Raw genomic sequence first — 16181 nt, 5'->3', positions numbered from 1 at the left:
CGGTCCCCGTCGCCGCGGAGCGCGACGCGCCCGCCGGGTCAGCCCGATGAGTCAGCCCGCCGGGTCAGCCCGCCGGCCGGCACGCGTCCGCGCGGTCGAGCACCTCACGCGCCGAGCGGGCCACGGCGGCGTCGATGAAACGGCCGTGCTCGTCCACCGCGACCCCGGACCCCGCCTCCGCCAGCAGGGCGACCACGCGCCGCGCCGCCGCCACCTCCTCCGGGGACGGGCTGAACACGGCGTTGACGACCGGCAGCTGGGCCGGGGTGAGCACCGTGCGCGCGCGGAAGCCCTGGCGCAGCAGGAGTTCCGTCCCCGCGCGCAGCCGCGCCTCGTCGCGCACCGCCGTCTCCACCGGCCCGATCGGGGCCGGCAGCCCTGCCGCGGCGGAGGCGACGACGATCGCCGAGCGCAACGGCCACATCTCGGTGCGCCGGTCGTCCGGCCGCAGGCCCAGTTCGGCGGCCAAATCCGCCTCCCCCACGCCCAGCCGCACGACCCGGGGCGCGCTCGCCACGGCGTCCACGTCGCGGATCCCCCGGGCCGTCTCCAGCAGCGCCACCACCGGCACGGGCCGCCGGCCCAGCAGCCGGTCCACCTCGGCCAGCAGCGCCGGCTCGGCCTTGGGGACCACCAGGCCGGCCAGGCCGGGCGCGTCCGCGACCGCCGCGACGTCCTCGGCCAGGGCGTCGGCGTTGACGCGGACCCACGCCCGGCCGCCGGCCAGGTACGCGGTGGCGGCCTCGCGGGCCGCGCCCTTGGCCCGGAGGGCCACCGCGTCCTCCAGGTCCACGATGAGCGCGTCCGCGCCGCGCCCGGCGGCCTTGGCCAGCTTGGCCGGTTGGTCGCCGGGCACGTACAGGTAGCTGCGCGGGATCATGCGCCGGTCGGGCGCTTCAGGTACCGGCCGACCGGGTCGCCGACGACCTTGCCCGCTTCGAGCACCCGGTGGCCGCGCACGAACGTGTCGGTCACGGCGGCGGTCAGCTCGAAGCCCTCGAACGGCGTGTACTCCTGGGTCGACTCCGAGTCCGCCGCGCGCACGGTCCACGTGGTGTCCGGGTCCACCAGGCAGAAGTCCGCGTCGAAGCCGACGCCGATCGCGCCCTTGGTGCGCAGGCCGTAGCGGGTGGCCGGGTTCCACGACGTCAGCTTGGCGATGTCGCCCAGCGACAGGCCGCGCTTGACGCCCTCGGTCACCATGCCCGGCAGCAGGTACTCCGCGCCGCCGAAGCCCGACTTCGCCAGGAACACGTCGTCGCGCGGGTCGCCGAACTTCTGCTCGTCCCGGCAGCACGCGTGGTCGGAGACGACCCAGTCGACCTCCCCGGCCAGCACGTGCTCCCACAGCGCCTCGACGTCGGCCCGCGGCCGGATCGGCGGGTTCACCTTCGCGCCGATGCCGGAGGCGGTGTCGATGTCGGCGAGCAGGTGCCCGACCGTGACCTCGCGCCGGAACCGGATGTGCGGGAACGCCCTGGCCATCCGCAGCGCGGCGTCCATCGCCTTGGCCGAGCTGAGGTGCAGCAGGTTGATGGTGGGCAACCCGGTCTCGTGCGCCAGGTAGGACGCGATCGACACCGCCAGTCCCTCGGAGTGCTGCGGCCGGGAGGCGCTGTAGGCGGCGAGGCCGGTGAGCTTCCCCTCCTCCTCGACCATCCTGGTGTAGGCGGTCATGATCTCGGCGGTCTCGCAGTGCAGCGACAGCGAGATCTCGTCGGCCAGCTCGGGGTGCTCCTCGCGCACCGCCTGCACGGCGCGCATGACGAACTCGAAGTGGGCGATGTCGTAGCGCTCGTCCTCGGGGATCATGAGGAACCTGCTCTGGTCGGCGCTGCGGCCGTGCAGGCCGTGGCTGCCGTAGAACATGAACACCTTGAACGAGGTCACGCCGTGCTCGGTGACGAGCCGCGGGATCTCCTCCAGGTGGCGCTTGGACATCGGGGCCAGGTGGTAGGCGTAGTCCACGTAGGACCGCCCCTCCGTCGCCGCCAGGATCTCCGGGAACACCTCGGCGTAGTCGCCGCCGCGGTTCAGGTAGTACTGGCCGGTGCGGATGTAGTTCAACGCGGTCGTCACGCCGCCCTGGGCGCAGGCGCGGCTCTCGGTGCCCGCGTCGACGGTGAGCGGGTTGTAGATGCCCCAGTGCTGGTGGGCGTCCACCACGCCGGGGAAGGCGAGCTTGCCGCCGCCGTCCACCACCGTCGTCGCCTCGGCGGGGTCGATGCCGGGAGCGACCCGCACGATGCGGCCGTCCGCCACGCCGATGTCGGCGCGCTCGGCTTCCGGCCGGTCGTGGCGGACCACGCGGACGTTGGTGACTAGCAGGTCGAGTGCCATCGCGGTCGCTCCTGTCAGGCGGTGAATGCGGCGAGGGGGCGCAGGAGTGCGCCGACGTCGGTCAGCGCGTCGAGTGACAGCGCGGCGGCGCGCACGTCCTCGGCGGTCTCGGCGCTCAACCGTCCCCTGGTGTTGTCGGTGAACTTCACTCCCAGCTCGTCGTCGGTGAGCGGGCGTTGCGGGCCGCCCCGGTTCGCGGTCACCTCGGCGCGCCACTCGCGGCCTTCGACGTCGCGCACCACGACGGTGGCGGGGAACTGGTGGGGGAAGATCGCGTCGCAGGCGGCGTCCGGCACGACCTCGACCCTGGCCATGATCGCCCGGCGGACGGGGTCGGCGGCCAGCTCGTCGGTGAAGTCCGCCAGTCCCGCGCCCAGCCCCGTGCCGCCGAGCAGGCCGGTCGCCACCGCGTACGGCCCGCTGAACTGCGCCTGGTAGCCGGTGGCCGGGGCGCGCTTGACCCCGATCGGCTCGCCGATCGTCCGGATCACCGCGGCGGGCACGCGCAGCTCGATCGAGGCGATGCGGTCGGGGTCGGCGGGCGCGCCGTCCGCGCGCAGCCGCGCCCCCGCGTCGATCGCGGTGTGCACGAAGTGGTTGGCCGGGTAGGGCTTGAAGAAGATGCCCGGCGCGGCCCACCGCGAGCCGAGCCCGTCGGTGACGGCGGCGAGGTCCGCCTGGCCGCGCAGGAACGCCTGGAAGAAGCCGAACCGGCCCTCCAGCACGGTCGGCGGACCGGTGAAGCCGCGCCGCACCAGTTGCGCGGCGGCGACCCCGGACTGGGCCGCCCAGCCGCAGTGCAGCCGCTTGACCGTCCCGCCGGTCCGGTTGGCCTCGATCACGCCGCCCGCGAACGACGCGGTGACGCCGAGCGCGTCCAGCACGCCCTGCTCGCCCAGCCCGTACAGCAGGGCGGCGGCCGCGGCCGCACCCATCGCGCCGCAGATCGAGGTGGCGTGCTGGCCGTGCTCGAAGAACACCGAGTTGCCCAGCTCGCGGTCGTAGCCCGCCATGCCGAGCCGGACGGTCACCTCCAGCCCCACGGCGATGGCGGCGACGACGTCGCGGCCGTGCGCGCCCGCGGCCTGCCCGGCGGCCAGCGCGGCGGGCACCACGCCGGCGCTGGGGTGCAGCACCGAGGGCAGGTGGGTGTCGTCGTAGTCCAGCGAGTGCGCGAGCACGCCGTTGGCGAACGCCGCGGCGGCCGCGGGCACCTGCCGGGCCAGGCCGATCACGGTCGCCTCCGGCCGCCCGCCCTGGTCGGCGACGTGCTCGACGGCCGCCGCGCTGGTCGGCAGCCGGTGCGCGGCCACGCACAGCCCGAGCACGTCCAGCACCCGCCGCCGCACGGACGCGGACACGTCCTCGGGCACGCCCTCCTTCAGCGCGGCGGCGGCGAAGGAGGCCAGCTCTTCGGCCAGGGTGCTCATGCGCCGACCACCGCCAGCGGGCGCACCGGGGAACCGGTCGCGCCGAACAGCTTCAGCGGCGAGAGCACGAACAGGAACTCGTGCGCGCCGGCCGCGGCCAGGGCGTCCAGCTCCAGGGTCTCGACGATGTAGACGCCGCGCTCGACCAGCAGCACCCGGTGCGCGGGCAGCACGCTGTGGCCGCTGCCCGGCGGCAGGCACTCGAACGCGATGGTGTCGGCGCCCGCGGCGTGCGCGCCCCGGTCGGCGAGCCACGTCGCCCCGGCCGCGCCCACGCCCGGCACACCGGACTCCTGGCCCTGGTAGAGGGTGCGGTCGGCGAAGTGCCGCCCCCAGCCGCTGCGCACCAGCACCACGTCGCCCGGGCGGACCTCGGTGCCCTGGGCGCGCTCGGCCGCGGCGAGGTCGTCCGGGGTGATCTCGTAGCCCGCCGGGAGGCCGGTCGGGTCGCCGAGCGCGGCGGGCACGTCCAGCAGCACGCCGCGCCGCACCATCGGCGCGATGGTGTGCGCGCCCAGCTCCACGAAGCGCCCGCCGCGCCCGGCCTCGGCGGCGTCGGAGCCGTCGAGCAGCTTGCCGTCGTGCGAGACGTGGGCGAACGCGTCGATGTGGGTGCCGACGTGGGTGCCCATGGTGATGATGTCGTTGGCCGCCGAACCGCCGTCGGCGCGCACGGTGTCGCCGTGCCGGCGCGGCAGCGCGTGCCAGTACGGCGGGTGGTTGGGCGACTGGGCCATGCCCACGGTGAGCGGTCTGCCCAGGTCGTGCACGACCAGGCCGCCTGCCACGGCGTCGAGCAGCGCCGCGGTGGTCGCGGTCGGTGTCATGGAAGTCCTCCGGGTGGTCGGGGCGGCGGTCACGCGACCACCTGCTCGGCGCGCAGCCGGGCGGTCTCGGCGGCGTCCACGCCCAGCTCGGACAGGATCTCGTCGGTGTCGGCGCCGAGGGGCCGCCCGGTGAACCGGACGCGGCCGGGCGCGGTGGCCGCCCGCCACAGCACGTTGTGCATCAGCAGGTCGCCGAAGTCCTCGTCCGGCACGGTGGTGAGCATCCCGGTCTGCCGGACGTGCTCGTCCTCGACCAGGTCGCGCGCGGTGTAGACCGGGGCGACGGCGGCGCCCGCCTCGGCGAACGCGGCGCTGACCTCGGCCTCGGTCCGCTCGGCGATCCAGCCGCCGACGTGGGCGTCGAGCAGGTCGGCGTGCGCGGCGCGGCCGTGCCCGGTGGCGAACCACGGCTCGTCGATCACCTCCGGGTGCCCGACCAGCTCCAGCACGCGCTCGGCGATGCGCTGGGCGCTGGTGGAGACGGCGACCCAGCGGCCGTCCTTGGTGCGGTAGGTGTTGCGCGGGGCGTTGTTGGCGGACCGGTTGCCGTGCCGCTGACCGACGACGCCCAGTTGCTGGTAGACCATCGGGCCGGGGCCGACGGCGGTCATGATCGGCTCCAGCAGGTTGATGTCGATGACCTCGCCCCGGCCGCCGTTGCGGTCGCGGGCGAACAGGGCCATGGCGACCGCGGAGGCCGCCGCGATGCCGCAGATGCTGTCGGCGAGGCCGAACGCGGGCAGCGTGGGCGGGCCGTCGGGCTGGCCGGTGAGGTGGGCGAAGCCGCTCATCGCCTCGGCGAGCGTGCCGAAACCGGCCCGGCCCGCGTAGGGGCCGGTCTGCCCGAAGCCGGTGACGCGGACGACCACCAGGCCGGGGTTGACCTCGTGCAGCCGGTCGGGGCCGAGGCCCCAGCGCTCCAGCGTGCCGGGGCGGAAGTTCTCGACCAGGACGTCGGCACGGGCGGCCAGCTTCAGCAGCAGCGCGGCCCCGTCCGGTGTGGACAGCTTGAGCCCGAGGTGGCGCTTGTTGCGGGAGATCTCCTTCCACCACAGGGGGATGCCGTCCTTCTGCTTGCCGTGCCCGCGCATCCCGTCGCCGAACTCGGGGTGCTCGACCTTGACGACGTCGGCGCCGTGGTCGCCGAGGATCCGGCAGCAGAGCGGGCCGGCCAGGATCGTCGAGACGTCGAGCACCCGCACGCCCGTCAGCGGTCCGTCGGCCATGGGGTCCCCTTTCCGTCGCCGTCCGGTGTTCCGGTGAGGCGAACGCTGTTCCGCTCAGAGGTTAGGTTGCGAGTGTCCCGGGGGTCAACCACCGCCGCTGCCGCGGGCTGTGACCCCGACCGCGCCCAGATGCCGCGGTTGAGCGCGCTCGCCAGCGCGGCCACCACCAGGAACCCGGCCAGCACCAGCCACCCGGCGGCGTAGGAGCCGCCGTCGGTCACCGCGCCCAGCACCAGCGGACCGGCCACGCCGCCGAGGCAGCCGCCCGCCTGGATCAACGCGGTGGCCGCGCCCGGCGCGTGCGCGTGCGCGGTCACCACGGCGTGACCCGCGATGCCCGTCCACCCCCAGCCCGCGCCGGCCGCGAGCGCCGCGCCGACCCACAGCGCCACCGGCGAGGGCAACGCCAGGACGGCGAACCCGGCCGCCCCCACCAGCAGCAGGGCGGTCAGGGCACCTCGCCCCGGGACCCGGCGCGAGGTGAACCCGAGCCCGAGCCGGACGGCGATGGTGGCGGCGCTCGCCACGGCCAGCGCCACCCCGGCCGCCCCCGCCGTGCCGCCCGCGGCGACGCCGTAACCGACCAGGAACGCGCTCATCGCGGTCGCCGCCGCCGAGCCGAGGAAGAACACCCCGGTCATCACCAGCAGCGGCCCCGGCGGTCGCGGCGCTCCCCCGCCGTCCGCCCGCTGCGCGCGGGTCGGCGGCGGCACCGGGAGGAACGCGACGAGCGCCACCGCGACCGCCGCGCACAGGAACACCGCCCGCCAGTGCAGGACCGCGCCCAGCGTCGGCACCGCCAACCCGGCCAGCAGCGTGGCCGCCGGGATGGACGAGCGCTCCAGCGCGAACGCCCGCGACGCCCGCTCCGGCGCGACGCCGCGGGCGATGAGCATGCCGCCCACCGGGCCCGCGACCGCCGTGCCGACCCCGCCGACGGCCAGCGCGGCGGCGAGCCCCGCGGCGGTGCCGCCCAGGGCGGCCGCCGCGGCCAGGCACGACGCCGCGCCCGCGACCGAGAGCCGCACGGCCGCGGCCGCGCCCATCCGGTCCACCACGCGGCCGCCGAACGGCATCAGCACCCCGCCCAGGGCGAAGAACACCGACACCACCGCGCCGAACCGCGTCGCGCTCAGCCCGAGGTCGTCCCGGATCGCCACGCCGAGCGCGCCGGTGAGGTAGAGCGGGAGCATGTACCCGGCGCCGACCAGGACGGCCGGCAGGACGACCCGGCCGTCCCGGGGTCGCGTCACCCCCAGATCTCGTCGGCGTAGGTGATGTTGACGTCCGTGCGCCACCCGGTGGCCGGGTCGCTGCCCCACTTCTCCCGCCAGCCGGCCGCGTGCTCCAGCACGGCCGGGTCGCCGTGGTGCAGCTTCCCGCCGGCGTGGAAGGCGTCGAGGTCGTCCACGAACATCAGGTCGAAGTGCTTGAACCACTCCTCGCCGCGCGCGTTCCGCCGCACGACGTAGTTGGCGTAGTCCTGGATGCCGGGGTGCCGGCGGAACACCGGGTAGTCGACGCTGCGGGTGTACTCGGCGTACTCCTCCAGCGGCACCCCGGGCTTGATGTTGTAGGTGAGCAGCACGAGCTTGCGGGCCATGCGGGCCTCCTCAGATCGTCCGGCCGACGGCATGCCCCTCGGCCACGGCTTCCAGCAGGGATCGGGGCGCGACCGCGTCGCCGACGACGTGCACGGGCACGTTCGCCTCGGCGAGCGCGTCGGACAGCTCGTCCAGCGCGTCCGGCGGGTCGACGGCGACCACGTCGGCGATCCCGGGTATCTCGGTGACGGCGCCGGTCAACGCGTTGGCCACCACCGCGACGCCGTCGCGGAGTTCGGCGGTGGCGGAGGCCCAGAGGCCCACGTCCAGCGAGCGCAGCCGTTCGACGGCCGTCATCCGGCTGTACTCGCTCACGCCCCACAGCACGGCGCCCGCGGCCGTGACCACGTGCACCCGCGCCCCGGCGCGGGCGGCCGTCTCGGCGACCGACGCCGTGGTCCACGCGCCCTCGTCGTCCAGCACGAGCACCACGCGGCCCACCCAGTCGCGGCCGGCCAGCGCCTGCTCCGGGGTCAGCGCGCGGCCCCAGCCGGGCACCACGCGGGCCCGCCGCACTGCGCCCGTCGCGACCACCACCGCGTCCGGCGACTCGGCCAGCACGTCGGCGGCGGTGGCCCGGTGCGGCCGGACCGGCACGCCGAGCGCGGCGAACCGGCGGTGCTGGTGCGCGCGGAGGCGGTCGAGGTGGCCCCGGCCCGCGCCGCGCCGGCCGACCCGCACCTGGCCGCCGAGTTCGCCGCCGGCCTCCCACACGGTCACGGCGTGGCCGCGCTCGGCGGCGACCGCGGCGGCCTCCGCGCCCGCCGGACCGCCGCCGACGACCACGATCCGGGCGGGCCGCTCGGCGGGCTCGGGCACGACGGGCCACTCGGCCTCGCGGCCCACCGTCGGGTTCACCATGCAGGTGATCGGCCGGTGGCCCGCGATCTCGCCGATGCAGAAGTTGCACGACACGCACGGGCGGATGTCGCGCTCGCGCCCCGCCGCCGCCTTGGCCAGCAGGTGCGGGTCGGCGATGTGCGCGCGGGTCATGGCGACCGCGGCGAGCCCGGCGGCCAGGCCGCGCTCGGCGTCGTCCAGGTCCACGAACCGGCACGCGGCCAGCACCGGGGTGCGCCCGCACCGCCGGGCGACGGCGAGGGTCTGGGCCAGGTACGGGGTGTGCCCCTCGCTCATGTCGGCGACGTGGTGGCCGATGGACGGCACCGTGTAGGACGCCACGGAGACGTTGAGGAACGCCAGGTCGCGGGTCGTGTCGAGCAGTTCCGCGACTCGCTCGCCCTCGGCGAGCGTCTGCCCGCCCTCGACCAGCTCGTCCGCGCTCATCCGCACGCCCACCGCGACCTCGCCGCCGACCGCGTCGAGCACCGCGTCCAGCACCTCCAGCGGATACCGCAGCCGGGCGTCGAAGTCGCCGCCGTAGGGGTCGGTGCGCGTGTTGGACGCCGGCGAGAGGAACTGGTGCAGCAGGTGGCCGTGCCCGAAGTGGATCTCCACGCCCTGGAAGCCCGCCGCCACCGCGAGCCGCGCGGCGTCGGCGTAGGCGGTGCGGACCTCCGCCATCTCCCGGCGGGTCATCGCGTGCGGCACCGCGCCCGCGACGTTCCACTTGCGCGGCGACGGGCCCCACGCGGCCGACCGGCGGAACACGTTCTCGCTGTGCCGGCCCGCGTGGGTGATCTGGGTGAAGATCGCGGCGCCCTCGGCGCGCACCGCCTCCACGACCCGGGTGAGGCCGGGCAGCGCCGCCGGCGAGGCGGACAGGCCGCCCGCCCGGCCGAGGCTCGTGCCGTGCACCCGCAGCGGCTCGGTGATGATCAGGCCGACCCCGCCGCGCGCGCGTTCGGCGTGGTAGGCGACGTGCCGGTCGGTCGGCAGGAAGTCCACGCCGAAGTTGGTGGTGTGCGCGGAGACGAACACCCGGTTGCGCAGCGCCACGCCGCCCAGCTCGACCGGGGAGAACACCAGCGGCCTCATGCGGCGCCGCCGGGTCGCCAGCGCTCGTCCAGCTCGGCCGCGGTGCGCGCGTCCAGCACCCCGGTCTCGGCCAGGTCGTTCCACACCCGCTGCTCGACGATCAGCCCGTCCCGCACCACGAACCGGTCCACGTACCGGACGTGGTCGAACGCGACGCCGTGCCGGTTCTCGCCGTGCAGCCGGCCCGTGGAGTAGACGACGGCGGAGTCCGGCCCCTCCACGCTGTCGTAGTGGTCGCGGTGCTTGTCCACGCAGCGGTAGCGGGTGGCCGAGACCGCGGCCAGGCGGGCCAGGTCGGTGTACTCGCGCCCGCCGGGGAAGATCATGCGCACGTCCGGGTGGAGCCGGCGGGCGGCGTCGTCGAGCCGCCCCGCGCCGTACGCGGCCAGGAACTCCTCCACCACCTCCCACGGCCTCATCGCGGACACCCCCCGCAACGCCGCGCGGCCTCGCGGACGGCGGTGACGATCGTGTTGTAGCCCGTGCAGCGGCACAGGTTCCCGTTGACGGCGGCGAGGATCTCCTCGTCCGTCGGGTCCGGGTTGGACTCGATCAGCTCCCGGGCGGTGAGCAGCATGCCGGGCAGGCAGAAGCCGCACTGGAAGGCGAACCCGTCCCAGAACGCCTCCTGCACCGGGTGCAGCTCCTCGCCGTCGGCCAGCGACTCCACCGTGCGCACGTCCCCGCCGTCGGCGGTGAGCGCGAGCACCGAGCAGGACTTGGTCGTGCGGCCGTCCAGCACGACCGTGCAGGCGCCGCAGTCGCCGGTCAGGCAGCCGACGTGGGTGCCGGTCAACCCGACCCGCTCCCGGATCGCGTGCACCAGCAGCGTGCGCGCGTCGGCGTCGAACTCGTGCTCGCGGCCGTTCACCGTCACTCGCACCGCTCCTCCTCCACTGCGTGCGCCACCGCGCGATCCGCGATCACGGGGGCGATGCGCCGCCGGTAGGCGGCGTCTGCCAGCACGTCGGACCACGGCCGCGCGGCGTCCAGCGCGGCCCACACGGCCTCGCGGTGCGCGTCGGCCCAGGACTCCCGCCCGACCTCCACCACCACCGGGGTGGCCGCCGCACCGCCGATGGCGACCCGGACGACCGCCGGCCCGACCAGGGCGGCCGCGGTGACGATCGGCCAACTGCTCTCGGCGAGCTTGAACTTCAGGTACCCGATCGCGGCGTCCGTGCGGGGCACGGTGAACGCGGTCAGCACCTCGTCGGGCTCGCGGGCGGTCCGGAACCCGTCGGTGAAGAACTCCCCCGCCTCGACCTCGCGCCCGCCCCGCGCGCTCGCCAGCCGCATCCGCGCCTTCAGCGCGACCAGGCAGGCGGGCACGTCCGAGGCCGGGTTGGCGTAGCACGCCGACCCGCCGGCGGTGCCGCGGTGGCGGATCTGCGGGCCGCCGGTGATGCCGCGCGCCACCCGGGGCAGCAGCGGCAGGTCGGCGGCGGCGAGGTCGGCGTAGGTGGTCATCGCGCCCACCACCACGCCGTCGTCGGCGGCCGTGACGCCCGCCAGGCCGGCCCTGGACAGGTCGACCAGCACGCGCGGCCGGACCTTGCCGTGCGTCAGGTCCGGCACGAGCATCGTGCCGCCGCCGATCGCCAGCCCGTCGCCGTCGGCCAGGGCCGCGACGACCCCGCCGACGTCGCGCGGCGCGGTGTACCCGGGGGTCATCGGGCCACCGCCGCGTCGATCAGGCCGAGCACGACCGGCGGGGTCAGCGGCACCGAGGTGACCGTGACGCCCAGCGGCGCCAGCGCGTCCTCGACCGCGTTGGCGACCGCCGCCTGCGCGCCGCCCACGCCCGCCTCGCCCGCGCCCTTGTTGCCGTGCATGGTGAACGGGCTGGGCGTGACCTGGTGGACCATGCGCAGGGTCGGCACGTCGCCCGCGCGCGGCAGCAGGTAGGTCTTGAACCGGTCGCTGGCGAGCCGGCCGTCCGCGTCGAACACCAGCTGCTCGGACAGCGCCGCGCCCAGGCCCATCACGACCGCGCCGCGCGCCTGGCCCTCGACCAGCGCCGGGTTGATCATCGTGCCGCAGTCGTGCGCCATCACGTAGTCCAGCAGCGACACCTTGCCGGTGCCGGTGTCCACCTCGACCACCGCGGCGTGCAGGCAGCTCGAATACGTCGGGTAGGGCTGGATGCGGCCGTGCTCGTCGGGGACGTGGTCGATGTTGCCGGGCTTGTAGGCGCGGGTGGACTCCAGCACCGGCTCGATGTCGCGCCCCACGGCGAACGCCCTGGTCAACAGGGTGCGGGCCACCTCGGGCACCGGCACGCACCGCTCGGGCGCGCCCAGTGCCCGCACCACGCCGTCGACCACCTCGACCCGGTCGCCCGGCACGTCCAGCAGCCGCGCGCCGAGGTCGGCGAGCTTGCGCCGCACGTCCCGCGCGGCCAGCGTCGCCGAACCGCCGCCGACGACCATGCTGCGCCCGCTGAAGTTCCCGAAGCCGTTGGGGCAGCGGTCGGTGTCGCCCTGCACCAGCTCCACCCAGTCGATCGGCACGCCCAGCTCGGTGGCCACGACCTGGGCGATGCCGGTGTCGTTGCCGCCGCCCGGGTTGGTCACGCCGGTCAGCACCGTCACCTTGCCGGTCATGCTCATCCGGACGGTGGTGGTGTCGAACCCGGAGACGAACGTGCCGGGGCTGTCGGAGGACTCCGGGGTCAGCTCGAAGGCGAAGCCGACGCCGAGGTGGCGGCCCTCGGCGCGGGCGGCCCCCTGCCGGGCCCGCAGGGCGGGGTAGTCCAGCGCGGCCAGCGTCTTGTCCAGCAGGCCGTGGAAGTCGCCGCTGTCGATGTTCAACCCGGTGGACGTGCGGTAGGGGAACGCGTCGGCGGGGACGAAGTTGCGCCGCCGCACCTCGACCGGGTCCAGCCCCAGCTCACGGGCGACGAGGTCGACCACCCGCTCCATGACGAAGTGCGCCGCGTCCTTGCCGAACCCGCGGGCCGCGTTGACCGGCGGCTTGTTCGTGCACACGATGTCCAGCTCGACGCGGACGTCGCGGACCGCGTAGCCGGACGGCAGCGTGGTCGCGGACATGTTCGGCATCGCCCACCCCGCCTGCGCGGTCAACGCGCCGACATCGGCGACGATGTGGTCCACCAGGCAGGTGATGCGGCCGTCGGCGGTCGCGCCCGCGGTGAACCGGTGCACCTGGTTGCGCGCGCCCGCCATCAGCGCCACCCGGCGGTCCTCGATCCACTTGACCGGCGCGCCGACCAGCTTGCTCAGCAGCGCGACCAGGGTCTCCTCCGGGTGGCCCTGCATCTTGAGCCCGAAGCTGCCGCCGACCTTGGCGGTGACGACGCGGATCCGGTCCTCCTCCAGGCCCAGCGTGCGGGACAGCATCCAGCGCATCTGGTGCGGGTTCTGGCAGGACGCGTGCACGGTGAGCGTCCCGTCGTCGGCGTCCCAGGAGGCCAGGTAGCCGCGCGGCTCCATCGGCGCGGTGGTGGACCGGCCGATCCGCAGCTCGCCGCTCACCACCACGTCCGCGGCGGCCAGCGCCGCGTCGGTGTCGCCGGTGCCGTAGCGGTTGTGGACGACGACGTTGCCCGGCCAGTCGTCGTAGAGGCGCGGCGCGTCCGGTCGCATCGCCTCGTCGGCGTCGAGCACGTGCGGCAGCACCTCGTAGTCGACCGCGATGAGGGCGGCGGCGTCCTCGGCCTGCTCGCGGGTCTCGGCCACCACCGCCGCGACGGGCTGCCCGGCGAACACGACCTTGTCCGCCTGGAGGCAGTGGATGTCGGTACGGTTGCCGTTGCGGGCGGCCGGGTCGATGAAGTACGGGATCGGCCCGGTCAGCTCGACCGCCTGCCGCCCGGTGAGCACCAGGCGCACCCCCGGCGCGCGTTCGGCGGCGGAGGTGTCGACGGCGGCGATCCGGGCGTGCGCCACGGTGCTGCGCAGCACGTGCGCGTGCAGCAGGCCGGGCGGCCGGTGGTCGTCGACGAACTTGCCGCGCCCGGTGAGCAGGGCGGCGCCGTCGCGCTTGCGCGGCGATCCGCCGATGCCCGCGGCGGCCGGGGGCGCGGTGGTCACGGCAGCTCCACCCGCAGCCGCTTCCCGGTGCGGTGCACGGGGTTGCGCTTGTCCACGTCCAGCTCGTGCACCTCGCCGTTGGCGTCCACCGCGGACTGCAGGCCGCCGGTCACGCCGGGCGTGCTGGAGATGAAGAACAGCTGGCCGTCGCGGGTCGGGAACGGCGGCTCGTGCCAGGTGCCGCGGCGGATGTTGAGCACCGTGTCGCCGGGCACCAGGAACGCGCGGATCGAGGCGAAGTCGGGGAAGCCGTCCACCAGCGGCGCGTCCGGCGGCGCGACCACCGAGACGAACGCGTCGCCGCCGAGCGGGATGAACGTCTGCGTGATGCCGTGGTGGCGCTCCAGGTAGCGGATCCCGCCGCCGCGCAGCCCGACCCGGAACAGGATGAACTCCGGGGCCTCGTCCACTTCGAGCCGCATGGGGCCGTGGATGGCGTTGGCGCCGTGGTAGAGGTCGATCGGCAGCTTCGGGGTGGTGCGCAGCGAGACGACCTCGCCGAAGGGGGCGAACGCCTCGGCCGTCACCGGCTCCGGCACGATGACGTGCACGTCCGCGTCCACGATGTCGGTCATGGTTGCTCCTTCTCGGGCGGGCTGGTCAGCAGGTCGACGAGGTCGCGGGCGGTCATCGGGTCGCCGTCCAGCAGGGCTCCCGCGACGCGGCCGGCGGCGGCGCGGCCGAACACCGGTTCGGTGTAGCCGGCGAACTTGGCGAGCAGCCGGTCGCGGCCCAGCGGGGCCCGGCTGTCGCCGACGGGGACGTCCACGGTGCGGGTGTGGGTCGTGCCGTCGGCCTCGGTCAGCGTGACCCTGGTGGCGGTGTGCTCCGGGTAGCGGGCCTCCAGGTCGTCGGCGCGGCGCAGCCGCACCAGGTCCGCGACCCGCAGCACCGCCGGGTCGCCGCGCCGGTCGGCGGCGTACTGCGCGCCGCCGACGTGCCGGTCGGCCAGCGCGGCGCCGACCGCGAACGGCAAACTCAGCGTGCAGGTGACCGTGCCGGGGTCGGCCGTGACCGGGCGGTCCACCAGCAGCAGCGCGATGTCGTAGGTCTCGACGTCCACCGCGGTGATCCGGTCCGGGGTCAGCCCGTGCTCCTCGGCCAGCTCGGCGGTCGCCTGCGCGGCGCCGTGGGTGTGCCGGCACCCGGCGAACCACTTCTGGTGCACGTCCAGGACGGTCCACTCCTCGCCCAGCCCGTCGGCGACCGACGCCGCGCCGTCGCCGCCGAGCACCGCGACGAGCCCGCGCGGGTGCTCGACGACCTCGCGCCAGCCCGACAGGCCGGCCTGCGCCGCCAGGGCGGCCTCCACCCCGGCGCGGGCGATCTGCCCGGCGAACGCCGGTTTGGTCCCCGGCGCGGCGAAGATCGACTCGATGAGGACGCCCGGCGCGAAGAACGCCGCCGCGCCGATCGCGTCGGCGACCCCGTCCTCGTCCAGCCCGAGCAGCCGCGCGCACGCGGCCGCCGCGCCGAACGACGCCGCCGTGGGGAACCACCCGGCCCTGGTGGCGGCGGGGTGGGCGGCGCGGGCGATGCGGTTGGCCACCTCGTACGCCACCACGACCGAGGTCAGCAGCTCGGGCAGGTCCGCGTCGACGTGCTCGGCGACGGCCAGCACCGCCGGGATGGCGTGCGACGGGTGGAACCCGCCGAAGCGGTAGCCGTCCTGGTGCTCCAGCACGTCCGCCGCCGCGCCCGCGCAGAACGCGACGTCCGGCAGCGGCGCGGCGGCCCCGGTGCCCACCACCCTGGCCTCCGGCACGCCGCCCCGGGCCAGCACGAGCCTGGTCAGCGCGGCGACCTCGGGCACGCCGGCCCCGCCGGTCGCCGCCCCGAGGAAGTCCAGGACCAGCGCGCCCGCCTTGGCCGCGACCTCCCCGGGCAGGTGGTCGCGGGCCAGTCCGGCGGCGAAGCCGGCCAGCGCGCGGGTGGTCACCGGTGGCCGCCCAACTGCTTGCGCAGCCGGCCGACCAGCTCGCCGAAGTGCGGGTCGTCGGCGACGGTCAGGTCACGGGGCCGCGCGAAGTCCACGTCCACGACGTCCTGGATGCGGCCGGGCCGCTGGGACAGCAGCACCACGCGGTCGGCGAGGAAGACCGCCTCGCTGATGGAGTGCGTCACCAGCACCACCGTCTTGCCCATGTCCATCCAGACCTTCTGCAGCAGGAGGTTCATGGAGTCGCGGGTCATCGCGTCGAGCGCGCCGAACGGCTCGTCCATCAGCAGGATGGACGGGTGGTGGATCAGCGCGCGGGCGATCGCCACCCGCTGCTGCATGCCGCCGGAGAGCGCCTTCGGGTAGTGGTCGAGGAAATCGCTCAGCCCCACGGAGGCGGCCAGCTCCTCCACGCGCGCCCGGCGCTCGGCCTTCGACACGCCCTTGCCCTCCAGCGGCAGCGCGATGTTGCGCCACACCTTGCGCCACGGCATGAGGTTCGGCGCCTGGAAGACGAACCCGAGCGAGCCCAGCGCGTCCCGCGACGGTTCGGTGGACCGCCCGGAGAACAGCGGCTTGCCGCCGATCTCGATCACGCCCTCGGTGGGCGTGATGAGGCCGGCCAGCATCCGCAGCAGCGTGGTCTTGCCGCACCCGGACGGGCCGAGCAGCACCACGAACTCGCCCGGGGCGACCTCCAGGTCGGTGGGCAGGAGCGCCCGGACCGGACCGGCGCCCGCCTGATAGGTCTTGCCGACCCCGCGCACCGAGATCGACGCGCCGCTGCCGGTACTCATGGTCATCTCCTCCTCGGTGGGCGTC

Annotated in this window: 15 protein-coding genes; all 15 read right to left on the bottom strand. The window is 75.5% G+C overall.

Annotation, left to right across the window (positions count from 1 at the left end):
- Positions 1-64 precede the first annotated feature (64 nt).
- From ACWEFJ_RS10375 to ACWEFJ_RS10305, 15 genes are read right to left on the bottom strand one after another with little or no spacing between them, the layout of a single operon-like run.
- On the bottom strand, positions 65-880 hold the full coding sequence (locus tag ACWEFJ_RS10375) for an HpcH/HpaI aldolase/citrate lyase family protein (RefSeq protein ID WP_449713570.1): 816 nt from the start codon (positions 878-880) through the stop codon (positions 65-67).
- Positions 877-2340 (bottom strand): dihydroorotase, encoded by a 1464-nt coding sequence (locus ACWEFJ_RS10370; protein ID WP_449713569.1) that lies wholly within the window; start codon positions 2338-2340, stop codon positions 877-879. The genes ACWEFJ_RS10375 and ACWEFJ_RS10370 overlap by 4 nt, the downstream gene beginning before the upstream one ends.
- Before the next feature lie 14 nt (positions 2341-2354).
- On the bottom strand, positions 2355-3770 hold the full coding sequence (locus ACWEFJ_RS10365; RefSeq protein WP_449713568.1) for an MmgE/PrpD family protein: 1416 nt from the start codon (positions 3768-3770) through the stop codon (positions 2355-2357).
- The gene (locus tag ACWEFJ_RS10360) at positions 3767-4597 is read right to left on the bottom strand and encodes a cyclase family protein (protein ID WP_378095839.1); all 831 of its coding nucleotides are present in this window, start codon (positions 4595-4597) and stop codon (positions 3767-3769) included. The genes ACWEFJ_RS10365 and ACWEFJ_RS10360 overlap by 4 nt, the downstream gene beginning before the upstream one ends.
- 29 nt (positions 4598-4626) lie before the next feature.
- Positions 4627-5823 carry a CaiB/BaiF CoA transferase family protein gene (locus ACWEFJ_RS10355; protein ID WP_378095841.1) on the bottom strand — a complete coding sequence of 399 codons (1197 nt, stop codon included), beginning with the start codon at positions 5821-5823 and terminating at the stop codon, positions 4627-4629.
- Positions 5805-7076 (bottom strand): MFS transporter, encoded by a 1272-nt coding sequence (locus ACWEFJ_RS10350; protein WP_449713567.1) that lies wholly within the window; start codon positions 7074-7076, stop codon positions 5805-5807. Before ACWEFJ_RS10350 ends, ACWEFJ_RS10355 begins: the two co-directional genes overlap by 19 nt.
- Positions 7073-7426, bottom strand: a complete 354-nt coding sequence (locus ACWEFJ_RS10345) for a hypothetical protein (RefSeq protein WP_378098467.1) — start codon at positions 7424-7426, stop codon at positions 7073-7075. Before ACWEFJ_RS10345 ends, ACWEFJ_RS10350 begins: the two co-directional genes overlap by 4 nt.
- 10 nt (positions 7427-7436) lie before the next feature.
- Positions 7437-9365 carry an oxidoreductase gene (locus tag ACWEFJ_RS10340; RefSeq protein ID WP_449713566.1) on the bottom strand — a complete coding sequence of 643 codons (1929 nt, stop codon included), beginning with the start codon at positions 9363-9365 and terminating at the stop codon, positions 7437-7439.
- Positions 9362-9784, bottom strand: a complete 423-nt coding sequence (locus ACWEFJ_RS10335) for a nuclear transport factor 2 family protein (protein ID WP_449713565.1) — start codon at positions 9782-9784, stop codon at positions 9362-9364. The genes ACWEFJ_RS10340 and ACWEFJ_RS10335 overlap by 4 nt, the downstream gene beginning before the upstream one ends.
- On the bottom strand, positions 9781-10248 hold the full coding sequence (locus ACWEFJ_RS10330; RefSeq protein WP_449713564.1) for a (2Fe-2S)-binding protein: 468 nt from the start codon (positions 10246-10248) through the stop codon (positions 9781-9783). The genes ACWEFJ_RS10335 and ACWEFJ_RS10330 overlap by 4 nt, the downstream gene beginning before the upstream one ends.
- The gene (locus tag ACWEFJ_RS10325) at positions 10239-11039 is read right to left on the bottom strand and encodes an FAD binding domain-containing protein (protein WP_449713563.1); all 801 of its coding nucleotides are present in this window, start codon (positions 11037-11039) and stop codon (positions 10239-10241) included. The genes ACWEFJ_RS10330 and ACWEFJ_RS10325 overlap by 10 nt, the downstream gene beginning before the upstream one ends.
- Positions 11036-13420, bottom strand: a complete 2385-nt coding sequence (locus ACWEFJ_RS10320) for a xanthine dehydrogenase family protein molybdopterin-binding subunit (protein ID WP_449713562.1) — start codon at positions 13418-13420, stop codon at positions 11036-11038. The genes ACWEFJ_RS10325 and ACWEFJ_RS10320 overlap by 4 nt, the downstream gene beginning before the upstream one ends.
- Positions 13417-13995: an ureidoglycolate lyase gene (locus ACWEFJ_RS10315; RefSeq protein ID WP_378093615.1), complete on the bottom strand. Its 579-nt coding sequence runs from the start codon at positions 13993-13995 to the stop codon at positions 13417-13419. Before ACWEFJ_RS10315 ends, ACWEFJ_RS10320 begins: the two co-directional genes overlap by 4 nt.
- Positions 13992-15359: an MmgE/PrpD family protein gene (locus ACWEFJ_RS10310; RefSeq protein WP_378093617.1), complete on the bottom strand. Its 1368-nt coding sequence runs from the start codon at positions 15357-15359 to the stop codon at positions 13992-13994. Before ACWEFJ_RS10310 ends, ACWEFJ_RS10315 begins: the two co-directional genes overlap by 4 nt.
- Positions 15356-16156: an ABC transporter ATP-binding protein gene (locus ACWEFJ_RS10305; protein ID WP_449713561.1), complete on the bottom strand. Its 801-nt coding sequence runs from the start codon at positions 16154-16156 to the stop codon at positions 15356-15358. The genes ACWEFJ_RS10310 and ACWEFJ_RS10305 overlap by 4 nt, the downstream gene beginning before the upstream one ends.
- Between the last annotated feature and the right edge of the window lie 25 nt (positions 16157-16181).

The organism is Actinosynnema sp. NPDC004786, assembly GCF_053601135.1.
The sequence above is the reverse complement of the archived record's forward strand: the minus strand, read 5'-3'. Positions and strand labels throughout refer to the sequence as shown.